Here is a 12,004-nt window from a genome sequence, read left to right as displayed (position 1 = left end):
TGGTGGAACACCTCTGGCCGGACTGTTAAAAGCTTATCGAGGACATTGCGACAACAATTATCATCAATACGATTTAACACTAACAAAAGTATGAATTTTTATCAATGCATGCGTGCTATGAAGATCACCATGTTGTTGCTTACCTGTTTTCTGATGCAGGTGAGCGCCCATACGTTTGCCCAGCGCATCAGTATGAACAGGCAGAACAGTACCATTCACGCCGTACTGGAGGATATCAGGAAACAGGTGAAGTATGATTTTTTTTATGATATGGACCTGTTTAAGCAGGCAAAGCCAGTCACCCTGCAAGTGCAGGACGCCACCCTGGAGGAGGCACTCAATATCCTTTTTAAGGGGTTGCCTTATAGCTATTCTATTGACAACAAAATGGTGGTCATCACTGAAGCCGAAAAGAACGTGGCGGTAAGTATTTCACCCAGGGTTGTCCGTGAGCAGCCCGGCCGTATCGGTGGCAAGGTGCTGGACGACAGGGGGCAGCCGCTTCCCGGAGCCACTGTCAGGATTCTGCAGCGTAACCAGGCGGTACAGAGCGGGGTAGACGGCAGCTACAGTTTCAGCGTAGCGCCAGGCAGTTATACGGTGGAGGTTTCCTATATCTCTTTTCAGACCAGGCGTATTACGCAGGTAGAAGTGAAAGAAGGACAGCTGACCAGCCTCCACATCACGCTGGCGCCATCAACGAAAACACTCGGCCAGGTGGTGGTTACCGGCAGCTATAAGAAAGAAAGTGTTGCCGGTTTGTATGCCCGCCAGAAAAACGCCGCTTCCGTTACGGATGGTATTTCTTCCGAGCAGATAGCGCGTACGCCCGATAACGACATGGGACAGGTGCTGAAACGTGTCACGGGGTTGACGACAGTCAACAACCGGAATGTGATTGTACGTGGTATGTCCGATCGCTACAACCAGGCGATGCTGGATGGTGTCGTTATACCAAGTACTTCTCAGAACCGGCGTGACTTTTCCTTTGATATCATCCCTACAGAGATGGTAAGTTCCGTGGTGGTGAATAAAACAGCAACACCCGATGTTTCAGCAGAATTTTCCGGCGGCCAGGTCTCTGTGAATACCATCGATATCCCGGAACAGAATTTTACAACGATCCAATATGGTTTGGGTGGAAACTCACAGACTACCGGCAAAGACTTCTATCGACTGGGAAAACGCCATACCAGTGAGTTTTTTGGTTTCTTTGATCAATCATCGAAGATGCCGGAGGGTATCAAAACCTGGCAGTGGAACAACCGTGCATCGCAGTTGGATGCGCCTCCGGGCTATCATTTAACCGATCCCGAACTGAATGGTACGCCACTCAATTCGATGGAATTTGGCGATAACGTAAAATACAATGACCTGGACGCCATCGCTCAATCCAAAAAATTAAACAATGATGCGCTGAAGCCATACAGGTATAAAGCTGCGCCCAATCAGAATATGCGTTTGTCACTCGGACGTGTCTATGATTTTAAGAACGGGAACCGCTTTGGATTTGTCACTTCTGTGAATGTCAGAAATGAACAGAATATTGTACAGTTTAATAACCTGAGATCTTCCACCAGTGGGAATTACCTGGACAGTACCGGTATGGGTGATAAAGGGGCCGGCGCATCCTATCGGTTCAATAGTAACGCCGGGCTGGTAGCGAATATGGGATGGCAGAGGAAGCACTTTAAGGTTGTCCTGAAGAATATATATGCGACTACCTACAGTGATAACTATAACGAGTCGGTGCTGACACCCCACGACGATTCCCAGCCGATAGCCAGTAAACTTGTTTACCAGTTGCCGGAGGCCATGTCCCTGCAGCAACATCAATTGACAGGTGAATACCAGCTGCCCTGGCGGATTAAAGCCGAAGGAACGTTGACCGTTAATAAAATCAGGCAGCAGATCCTGGATGAGCGTAAGCTCTCTTACCGGTTGACTACCATCATTGGCGACGTACCTTATTTTCAGACCCCGGGTTTAATGACCCACAGTGCAGCCTCCAATGGCAGCGCCTTCCAGGACTGGCGCATGTGGACACGTATCGATGAAACGGATTACAATTGGAGTGCAGCTTTTTCACGCAAATTTGGCGAAAAGAAGCAGGTGTCTACACTGTTGAAATTTGGATATCAGGCCTGGACAAAAAGGCGGTCACTGGATATCAATAAAATGGCGCCGTGGACAAGGGCCTGGGCGGCAGGTACCACTAATCAAAAGGCGCCTCCGATAGAAATAAGCTATGATCAGTTGTTGTCACCCGGGAACATGGGTAATGGCGACGGACAGGCTTATTATTATGCAGACGCACTGGGAGGCCGGTTTTATGATGGCCGGATGGCGTCACATGCATTATATCTGATGGCGGATCAGAAGTTTGGAAGTAAGCTCCGGTTGGTATATGGTGTCCGGGCTGAATATTTTGATTTAACCTCGAAGCAGGAGGAGTTATACCGGCGATCTTACCGGGACGAACCCGACCCCGATGATGTACAAAAACATCGGTTTGGCGTTAGGGAGAATAACTGGCGTTTCCTGCCTTCACTGAATGCTACCTATAGTCTGACGCCGGAGTTAAACATCCGCGGAAGTTATTCGAAGACCGTTATACGTCCGGATTTCCGGGAGATAGGTATGTTTGGGATGTATGATTTTGAACTGAATGGTTATGTCTATGGTGAACACGTCCAATCTACATTGATCGATAATATGGACCTGCGGTTCGAATGGTATCCATCGCCCGGTGAGGTCCTTTCATTGACGGGTTACTATAAAAAGCTGGATAAGCCCATCGAGTTGGTGCATTCGGAAGCTGCCAACTATACTTTTGCCAATATGGAGAATGCAACCAATCTTGGATTGGAACTCGAAATCCGGAAGAATCTCGCATTTCTGTCCGCCAGCGATTGGGCAAAAAATCTGTTCATATATGCCAACGGGACATTGCTCAAGTCTAAGGTGAATGTATTGAGTCACTGGCAGTGGATCAATAACCCCGAAACACAGAAGGCTGAGCGCGTGCAGCAGCGCTATCCCAACCAGGACAGGCCATTGATCGGGCAGTCTCCCTGGTTGTTGAACCTGGGGATTGGTTACTGGGGCGACTATTTTGGCGCCACCGTAAGCTACAACCACCGTGGCCCCCGCACCAATTTAGCAAACGTGAATATGGCGCGGGTAGAATATGAGCTGGCGCCACGACAATTGGACGCGCAGCTGTATGCCCGGTTTTTAAAGAAGAAGATGGAGGTGAAGCTGAACCTGACAAACCTGCTGAATGACTGGACGCGCTATTATATGAATATCCATGACTATGTACAGGATGAGACCAAGTTCGATGTTTTAAAAGCAGGAAAATCCATCAAATACCGTAAAGAAGATGGTGATATTATCACCTATCGCAGAAAAGATGGCCAGCGATTCAGTATGAGCGTTAGCTATAACTTCTAATCACCTGTTGGATTTATTAAATCATTTTTGAATGAAAAATTATACCAAAAATATAATCGCTGTCATGCTGGTGTTAACAGGGTTGAGCGCCTGTAAAAAAGGGGAGTATGTAAATCCGTTCGCAACGTTTGTTGATGTCTGTTTTGATGCAGATAAAACCGCGCTGCGAAGTAACGGGACTGGGGTTTTTATTGCCGTTAAATATAACGGTCGCCCGATTGCATGGGATGTAAACGCGAAAAAGATTAAGGTGGTAGCCGGCGAGGGGAAATTTGAGTTCTACGACACCCGCAATGGGAAAGTGGTCGCTGAAAAAACGATCGATGTGAAAGCCGGTTCCAAAGAGACGTATACGCTGTTTCAGCCTACGCTGGATGCTCCTGTCGCTTTTGTCGATCCCGCGGAACAGGATACCGTTAGCGCTGCCCCGGCCGGCCATATCAAAGTAAAAGTGGCCAATTATGCAAAAGACCTTATACCTTTCGAACATATGGACATCAAGGTGTCGGTAAGCTATTTTGATGCAGACTGGAATGAGGTTGTCACACCTGTGGGTGTGATCAAAGATGTGAAAAATGCTGTTGACAAGGCTGAATACCAAATACTCCCGGACGGCCTGCCGGACCCGCTGCCCGAATTAGGCTGCAACTATGTATTCGAATTCATTAACAGCGACACCGGGCAGCCACTGCTTAACTATGGAGGAACGAATTATTCCAATATGGCATTTTCCCCTGCAAATATAAACCCGCTGCCGGTTAAAAATGTATTTACATTATACATGATTTCCAATAAAACATGGGGAGAAGCACCGCCGTTTATAAAGATGGGAGATGATTTTTACGAGGTGGCGACGAATGTGCTTTTTGCAAATTAGAATACATCCGGCCGGATAATAGTCTCCTTCTGCTGTTTAAAATATGATTTCTGTCGTACAGCGGCATGATACCCCTCATTTATTTCATTGAAAAAATGAGCTTTCTTTGGGAAAAGTTAAGAAATGTCAGATTATTTCACCAGACCTTCCAAATCAAATACTGAGGAGGCAGTTGGTATCATTCAGCAACGGGCTTATCCTTTAACAGATAAGGATAGTCTCGACCCTTTGTTTAAAAGGATCGGCGGGGCCCGGATCGTGATGCTCGGTGAAGCGTCTCATGGAACACACGACTACTATAACTGGCGTAGTTACATTTCGAGACGGCTGATCGAAGAAAAAGGGTTCAATTTTATCGCAGTAGAAGGAGATTGGCCCGATTGCTACCGCCTGAACAGGTATATAAAGAACTATGCAGGTGAAGGAAAGGGCGCATTTAAAGTGCTTCATGCCTTTAACCGGTGGCCGACCTGGATGTGGGCCAATTGGGAAGTTGTAGCGTTGGCAGACTGGCTGCAACAATACAACCGGGCTTTGCCTTTAAACAAGAAGGTAGGATTCTACGGGCTGGATGTTTATAGCTTGTGGGAAAGTATGGAAAGTATCATGCAATACCTGGGGAAAACAGATTCTCGGACGCTGAAACTTGCCGAAGATGCATTTAAATGCTTTGAACCGTATCGATATCAGGAAGGTCAGTCATATGCACGAGCAACGCAATTTGTGCCGGAATCATGCGAAAATGAGGTAGTTCGCTTGCTGAAAGAAATCCGTGTCAAGCTTCCCTCTTATAATACAGATCATGAAAATGTATTTAGTGCTGAGCAGAATGCTTTGGTGATGGTAGATGCGGAAAGATACTACCGCGCAATGCTCCATGGCGGTGCTCATGCGTGGAATATCCGTGATGATCATATGGCTCAGACCCTTGACCGGCTACTGAAGTTACATGGTGAAAAAGCCAAAGCCATTATATGGGCGCATAATACCCATGTCGGAGATGCCCGGGCAACGAATATGAGTGGGGAAGGGATGTTTAACATCGGGGAGTTGACCAGGTTGAAATATGGTGATGAGAGGGTTGTGTTAGTAGGTTTTGGTTCGTATAAGGGGGCTGTCATCGCAGGAGGCAGTTGGGGAGCATCCATGCGGAAAATGGAAGTTCCGCCTGCTTTCGAGGGATCCTGGGAACATTTGTTGCATACTGCCAATAGTTATAACAAGTTATTGATAATGAATGATCTTCATCAGAATGTCTTTTGGGAAAATCATTTTGGTCATCGCGCCATTGGCGTAGTTTATCATCCGCAATATGAACAATACGGCAATTATGTTCCTACCATACTTCCGTTGCGGTATGATGCTTTTATTTATCTGGATGAGACGACAGCTTTGTATCCTTTACATATTCAGCCGGATGGTCATCAGATGCCGGAAACATTTCCATTTGGGGTTTAGCTGGACGCGACCTTATGTGCGTTCTTTCGTGAGGTAATAAATTACTTCCTCATTTGTTACCTGTCCGAAGTCATCATAAAATTCCCCGACTCCCCTGAAAAACGTTGGTATATGTAGTATTATCAATTCATCAACCACTTTTGACAGTGTGGCATAGGCATTTTGGGAAGCTACCGGAGCAGCCACTACTATTTTGGCCGGGTTTGCTTTACGTAACATTTTGACTGTGGCCAATAGTGTATTTCCGGTGGCAATGCCATCATCTGCAACGATGACAGTTTTCCCGCTGATAGGCTCTGGCTGGCGGTCGCCCAGATACATATGATACATTTCCCGTAAGCGCTTGCGAATGCGCGTCGTAGCCTCTTCAATATAGGCAGGGGAAATTTCTTTGTGCGGCACAAGATAGCGGTCTGTCAGGCTAACAGCGCCAATAGCATATTCTTCGTTGGCAGGATGGCCAATTTTTTTAGTAAGCACGAGACTAAGAGGAAGATGCAGCTCTTTAGCGATTACATAGGCAATGGGTACTCCTCCGCGGGGTACCGCCAATACCAATCCTCCTGGTTGTTCTTTATATTTTTTTAGCAAAGGAATTAATTGCTGAGCGGCTGTAATCCTATTACTAAACATAGTTTAACATTTAGTTGAACAGATGAGGTTCATGTACGTACCTGAAGGTAGAGATTAAACCATCTAACGGCATCTTCCGCTACTTTATCCATAGCATTGCCTTCTTCGAATAAGTGCCCGGCGCCTTCTATGATAAGTAGTTTTTTGGGTCCCTGCAATCGTTCATAGGCGAAACGGTTACAGGCTATCACATCATGATCAAGGCTGCCCACAATAAGCAGCGTAGGTGCTGTTATTTTTGATAGTACGTCAGCGGCAAGATCAGGTCTTCCACCCCGGCTGACGATCGCGTGAATTTGTGGTAGAGCTGCAGCTGCACTCAGCGCCGCTGCGGCTCCGGTGCTCGCACCAAAGTATCCTAATTTGCAATGATCGGCATGCAGCAAATTATCCAGCCATTTTGTAACATCGATAAGCCTGTTGCCAAGCAGTTGTATGTTGAATCGCGTGTAATAATCTGCTGCGTCCTCTTCTTTTGTGAGCAAATCGAACAGCAGTGTTCCGAAATTATGTTCCCGCAATTTGGAAGCCACAGCTCTGTTTCGCGGACTAAATCTGCTGCTGCCGCTTCCATGACAAAAAATGATAACGGACTCCGCCTTTTCAGGAATGATTAGCTCGCCTTCCAATAGTTTATTGTCTACCGGGATTTTCACTATTTCATTAAAACGGTCCATATTCAAATATATCAAAGCGCCTCATTATTATAAATGACGGCTGTCAGATAAATGATGGTTTCAGATCATAAATTCTTTCCCGTCAGCGGCCACATCAAGCATAATACTATCATCACCCAGCTCGGCGATCTTCTTTTTTCCTGCAGCGGGATCTTTTACGAACCAGGACCCAAAATGGGTGAAGATCAGGTGGTTGGTATATTTTCTGAAGAAATCAATAAGGTCGGGGACGCCTGTGTGGCCAGACAGGCAGCCATCGCTGCCTTTTCTTACTATTCCTCCCCGCCTGAGATAGCTGGCTTCTGTTATCACTGCGTCCAATCCTGCCAGAAAGCGGTGGTATGATAAGGGAATGCTGATCATATCACCCGTATAAAAGAGCCGGCAGTTCCCTTTTTCTATCAGATAGCCTTGTGATTTAACCCTGATGCTATGAATGGTCGGAATTGGGGTTATCCGATAGCCGTTTTGAACAAAAGGAGCAGATACTACGCGGATATTCCTGGATCCCCGCCAGGGCTCCGGTGCAAAAACAGGCATCGGAAAATCCGAACTCGTTTTTTCTTTAATAAAATAGGCGTGATCAGGATGCAGGTGGGTCAGAAGTACAAATGCGGGGGCATATGACAGGTATTCTTTCTCTCCCATGTCGCACAGGACCTGGCCGTCAACCATCATGCCGGAGTGTTTTTGGTACGCCGGCTGGCTCACAGCGATCTGGCCTATTGCGCCTAATATTTTGATCCGCATAATGCAGAGCTATTGTTCTGTAAAGGTATTATTATCCCTATAAAGAGAAAAATAGATGAGCCATTTGTGACGGGTATCAGTCAGAAAGATGATTGAAGTCATATATGGCAAGACATTTTAAAAGGAAATTTGAAGTCAGAAAGTATCGGAAATTCTAATAAATGCTTTAATATGAAATATTATTTCAACAAAAAAGTAACCGGGAATTTTGAGGACGTTGTTCAAAGCGTCATCGATGCGTTAAGCAAAGAGGGATTCGGGATATTGACCGAAATTGATATCAAAGCCACATTAAAGAAGAAGCTTGGTGAAGATTTTTACAACTATAAAATATTAGGGGCATGTAACCCGCCGTTTGCCTACCAGGCATTGTTGGCAGAAGACAAAATTGGTACTATGCTACCCTGTAATATAATTGTTCAGGAAAAAAAGCCAGGTACGATTGAAGTGTCAGCCATAAACCCGATCGTATCTATGAAGGCTGTGCTAAACAAAGACTTACACAAGATCGCGGCGGAGATAAGAAACAAATTGAAGCGTGTTTTGGAGCAGTTGTAATGAGATATTTTTGTCACTGGATGACAACCTCAAATTAAACCTGTTAATGATTGTAGATAAGCCATTGACGGAATTAAGTGCCTTCGGCGAAGTTCCGGAGTAAGGCGAGATAAGTCTGGAGGAATTGTTAGGGTCTTGGTATAAGGCAACGTCCCATTTGACCTGAGCGACTGCAATGTATCAGGCGACAAATTCAATAACTTCCGAACCTCATACGACTTCAACCATTTTTTCATTTCCGTAGGATATCGCCCGTCAAGCCCGGGTTAAGTAAAGACTAAATCCGGTATGAAGCTGAAATTCAATCAATCACCAATTCTGTATCGGGAAGTAGGGGCTTGTTTTTAATTGCTTTAATTTTTCTTTGTTTATCTAACGTAATCTATACCAGTAGAGCAATCCGCTGGATGGCCCTTTTTTGTTCCTGTTTTATTTTGCTCGTGTTTTGAAAAGGGTTAGTATTGTTTTGAGGTGAAACAGTACAAAACGTGATGGGGAGATAAGCAGAAGTTGTTAACATAAGGCAGTATTGACGATTATTGACACTTTACGTCTTTCCGTGTCAGTTTTGGGCATGGCGCAAAGAGCGACGACGAAGTATTGTTCGTTGATATGCCCGCAACGGAATTACAAGTTGCGGGAGAAGCGGGAGCGTTTGAAGAATTTTTCAGGACGTAAGTAATACAAATGATCCAGAGATTTATAGAATTGGAATGGAGTCTTATAATGAAATTTCTTCGAAGCGATTCCCTCAAGTCGGGACAATCAAATCAAATTTAGATAACATACCCGAGCAGCCAGATAGAAATTCAGCGAATCGATGAACCAAAAACTAAAAAAGAGTGATCTATGAATCATGTAAAAGCGATTGTTATAATTGGATTGTCATTTTTTTCTCTGTCCTGCAATAAGGAACGGGAGAAGCTGGAAGGATGGTGGGCTATTGACGAAATTACGATGAATGGTCAGGACCGTAGGCTGGATTTGAGTATCAACACGCTCACATTTGAAAATGATGGTTCATGTCGATTACCAAAACTACTGTTTGCGGGTAAGAAGGAAGGAGAATGGAAGTTGGAGAAGGTAAAGGGGGAACTGTTCCTTACGATCACATCAGAACAAAATGCTGTGGCAGGTATATATCAGGTGATTTTCTTCAATGATCCAAAGAAGAAATTGTACAGGATGTCTTTGCAATCGGATAATATTCAGATGGTTTGTTCAAAAATGCTTCAAACTTATCGCGAGTAGTCTGAGAAAAACCACACCCGGCGAGTGAACGGATTGTAACAATAGAAGAGAAAAGAGGGCCTGAACTAAGTGCTGTAAATGTACTTGATCCGATAAGCCTTTCCAGTTCCGGCTTCCACTAATTGAACAATAGCAACACCGGTGAATGCCTTGGTGATTGAATGAATAGCAAAAACAGTTTTGTCACTTACAGGAATCGAGTCCTTAGATTGGCCAGTCCGTAATTGCTTGTTTTAATAATCTTTCCATGCCTTACAATCGCTTAAGGGAACAGACAGAAATACACCGGATTAATCAATTAAACTCGCTCATAACCGGCAAAATCGATAACAATCCGGGCAGCAAGATTCGAACAACGGTTAGTACAACTGCTTTGAAGGATATAAACATTATTGGGCCTAACAAACAATTTTACCAGAAACAAAAAAGCTTACCCATAAACGAGTAAGCTTCTTCTGAGTCGGGATGACTGCCCGACAGAAGTAGCCTGTAAATATATTGTTTATCAATTAGTTCTATCCTTTCCAGAGATTGCGGGCCATGAATTGGCCATGCCTCAAAAAATACGCTAAGCAATGAACTTATCATTTCAAAGATAGCTAAAATAAATTTAAGCATTTCAGTCCTGCTGTATTGATCTATAACCTATCACCAAACTTCATCGAATTATAGCAATCCGTTTTCATTTTGTACAAATAATAGCAAAATATTGAAGGTCTGAGTAACCAGCTAAGGTTGGAAATGATAAAGATAATTGGTACCTGAATAAGGGGAGGGAGTATACGTAAAAAGTATTAACTATAAAGGAAAAACAAGAAACGCCGCACGGTGTCTTTTTTCACAGAAACGGGGTGATTCCGCTGGGACTTTGTACAGGCTTCTGAAGGCATTGCCCAGCATACATTCTATGAATGTCCAAAAAATTAGTCACCGATTTAGTCACCGATATTGGTGGGTACTATTTTGATTCAGGAACTTTCTTCTAAAAAGGGATATGAAGTCAGTTAAATTGTATCAAACTATTTTGACACTTCGGGGATCGATCATGCGTAGCTTTTTAAAAATGCACTTTTTTTCACGTGTACTCATGCCACTGAACCAATCAGAGTATACGGTTGATTTAATTTCATTATATTTATGATTAAAGCATTTAAATCAAATGTTTAGACGGAGAAATAAAATTTCGTTGCTTCTTATACATCTATGGTTTATTCCTTATATTTACTAACAGGCTTCGATCTATGAGTACACCCATCGTAACAGACAATTATTACAAAGAAAGAGAGGGAGTTTTAAAGGTCGCTTTAGAACTAAATTCGTATGGCTATATTTTTCGTGAAACACCAAATGGTGATGTCGGGATTGATGGACAAATAGAACATGTCAATGAGAATGGAGAAACAACTGGAAATATTGTTGCAGTTCAGATAAAATCAGGTAACTCTTATTTAGTGGACAAAGGCGACCATTTTGCCTTTTATCCTCATGATAAGCATAGGAACTACTGGTCTATTTTTCCTCTGCCAGTAATTCTTTTTGTGTATTATCCAAATGATGGTCGTATCTATTTTACAGACGTTAGGTATCAATTAAATATTCCGGGTAATGATAGTACTTACGTCACTTTAAGTAAAGACATTTACTTAAATAGTACTACCGCAAAGGATATTTTTGAAACAGCGGGGAATTTTGGAATTCCGTATTATCCAATAGATCAGGTATTTGATATTATGGTCCGTACGATTTGCGCTAACCCAACTTTTAGCCTTAGTTATTTAGATTTGTTTACACAAGGATTAACTAACATTTGTCGACATGTGTATTTCAGTATGGACTTAGCAATAAACATAGCCGAATACAATAATGAAACTGAATTTGGATTAGGAATTGGGTATGATGAACATGAGTTCTTACATAACTATTCGAAATTTGTGATGAGCCAAAATCTTGCGGCCATTAACTATTCGGACTATTTAATTGATTGGAAGGAAAGGCGGCTTCAACCAACATTTATTGCTCCTATAAATGCTAGAGGCTATGAATTGTTAAGTTTCATCAAAAGAGTTGAGGAAAAATACGGTACACAATTACCACCAACAACATTAATAAGAGAAAGATTTATTGAAATGAAGTTCTATTCGCAAGACGATTATCAAAGATTAGAATTAGCAAAAAGATTGAGGAAAATAATCGAAAATACGAAAGCCTAACATGGTATTGCTAAAAGCCAGGTTGAAACAATATTATTGCGCTGAAGGAAGTATTCAATATAGTAACTCTAGTTAAGTGGTAGTACTTGGAATCTCTGCCTTCGGCACCAGAATGTTACACCAAAACAAAAGCA

Annotated in this window: 10 protein-coding genes; 6 read left to right on the top strand and 4 right to left on the bottom strand. The window is 43.4% G+C overall.

Annotated elements, in window-relative coordinates:
• Positions 1-90 precede the first annotated feature (90 nt).
• From B5D63_RS22740 to B5D63_RS22730, 3 genes are all read left to right on the top strand, one after another.
• Complete coding sequence (locus B5D63_RS22740; protein ID WP_078671128.1) at positions 91-3,456, top strand: TonB-dependent receptor; 3,366 nt, start codon at positions 91-93, stop codon at positions 3,454-3,456.
• Positions 3,457-3,487: 31 nt separating this feature from the next.
• Positions 3,488-4,333 carry a DUF4397 domain-containing protein gene (locus B5D63_RS22735; RefSeq protein ID WP_078671127.1) on the top strand — a complete coding sequence of 282 codons (846 nt, stop codon included), beginning with the start codon at positions 3,488-3,490 and terminating at the stop codon, positions 4,331-4,333.
• Between the two features lie 123 nt (positions 4,334-4,456).
• Positions 4,457-5,791, top strand: a complete 1,335-nt coding sequence (locus B5D63_RS22730) for an erythromycin esterase family protein (protein WP_143313042.1) — start codon at positions 4,457-4,459, stop codon at positions 5,789-5,791.
• A gap of 12 nt (positions 5,792-5,803) precedes the next feature.
• On the opposite strand, the gene B5D63_RS22725 is transcribed toward B5D63_RS22730, so the two are convergent.
• From B5D63_RS22725 to B5D63_RS22715, 3 genes are read right to left on the bottom strand one after another with little or no spacing between them, the layout of a single operon-like run.
• Entirely contained in the window at positions 5,804-6,424 is a 621-nt protein-coding gene (locus B5D63_RS22725) for a phosphoribosyltransferase (protein WP_078671126.1), read from the bottom strand.
• A gap of 29 nt (positions 6,425-6,453) precedes the next feature.
• Complete coding sequence (locus B5D63_RS22720; RefSeq protein ID WP_078671125.1) at positions 6,454-7,101, bottom strand: dienelactone hydrolase family protein; 648 nt, start codon at positions 7,099-7,101, stop codon at positions 6,454-6,456.
• Between the two features lie 60 nt (positions 7,102-7,161).
• Positions 7,162-7,851: an MBL fold metallo-hydrolase gene (locus tag B5D63_RS22715; protein ID WP_078671124.1), complete on the bottom strand. Its 690-nt coding sequence runs from the start codon at positions 7,849-7,851 to the stop codon at positions 7,162-7,164.
• A 171-nt stretch (positions 7,852-8,022) separates the two neighbouring features.
• Between B5D63_RS22715 and B5D63_RS22710 the strand changes: the two genes are divergently transcribed.
• Complete coding sequence (locus B5D63_RS22710; protein ID WP_078671360.1) at positions 8,023-8,409, top strand: DUF302 domain-containing protein; 387 nt, start codon at positions 8,023-8,025, stop codon at positions 8,407-8,409.
• Between the two features lie 849 nt (positions 8,410-9,258).
• Positions 9,259-9,660 carry a hypothetical protein gene (locus tag B5D63_RS22700; protein WP_078671123.1) on the top strand — a complete coding sequence of 134 codons (402 nt, stop codon included), beginning with the start codon at positions 9,259-9,261 and terminating at the stop codon, positions 9,658-9,660.
• A gap of 65 nt (positions 9,661-9,725) precedes the next feature.
• On the opposite strand, the gene B5D63_RS35815 is transcribed toward B5D63_RS22700, so the two are convergent.
• Positions 9,726-9,857: a serine hydrolase gene (locus B5D63_RS35815; RefSeq protein WP_200817087.1), complete on the bottom strand. Its 132-nt coding sequence runs from the start codon at positions 9,855-9,857 to the stop codon at positions 9,726-9,728.
• Between the two features lie 1,044 nt (positions 9,858-10,901).
• Here B5D63_RS35815 and B5D63_RS22690 point away from each other — a divergent pair.
• Positions 10,902-11,870 (top strand): DUF4365 domain-containing protein, encoded by a 969-nt coding sequence (locus tag B5D63_RS22690; RefSeq protein ID WP_078671121.1) that lies wholly within the window; start codon positions 10,902-10,904, stop codon positions 11,868-11,870.
• Positions 11,871-12,004 lie beyond the last annotated feature (134 nt).

The organism is Chitinophaga eiseniae, assembly GCF_900167135.1.
Classification (GTDB): Bacteria; Bacteroidota; Bacteroidia; order Chitinophagales; family Chitinophagaceae; genus Chitinophaga; species Chitinophaga eiseniae.
Note: the sequence above shows the minus strand (reverse complement) of the source record. Positions and strands in the feature narration are given on the sequence as shown.

Bases quoted from the DNA above. Each gene is read 5' to 3' on its own strand.
- B5D63_RS22690 (WP_078671121.1), top strand. From the start codon at position 10,902: ATGAGTACACCCATCGTAACAGACAATTATTACAAAGAAAGAGAGGGA.
- B5D63_RS22740 (WP_078671128.1), top strand. From the start codon at position 91: ATGAATTTTTATCAATGCATGCGTGCTATGAAGATCACCATGTTGTTG.
- B5D63_RS22715 (WP_078671124.1), bottom strand. From the start codon at position 7,851: ATGCGGATCAAAATATTAGGCGCAATAGGCCAGATCGCTGTGAGCCAG.
- B5D63_RS22710 (WP_078671360.1), top strand. From the start codon at position 8,023: ATGAAATATTATTTCAACAAAAAAGTAACCGGGAATTTTGAGGACGTT.
- B5D63_RS22735 (WP_078671127.1), top strand. From the start codon at position 3,488: ATGAAAAATTATACCAAAAATATAATCGCTGTCATGCTGGTGTTAACA.
- B5D63_RS22720 (WP_078671125.1), bottom strand. From the start codon at position 7,101: ATGGACCGTTTTAATGAAATAGTGAAAATCCCGGTAGACAATAAACTA.
- B5D63_RS22730 (WP_143313042.1), top strand. From the start codon at position 4,457: ATGTCAGATTATTTCACCAGACCTTCCAAATCAAATACTGAGGAGGCA.
- B5D63_RS22725 (WP_078671126.1), bottom strand. From the start codon at position 6,424: ATGTTTAGTAATAGGATTACAGCCGCTCAGCAATTAATTCCTTTGCTA.
- B5D63_RS22700 (WP_078671123.1), top strand. From the start codon at position 9,259: ATGAATCATGTAAAAGCGATTGTTATAATTGGATTGTCATTTTTTTCT.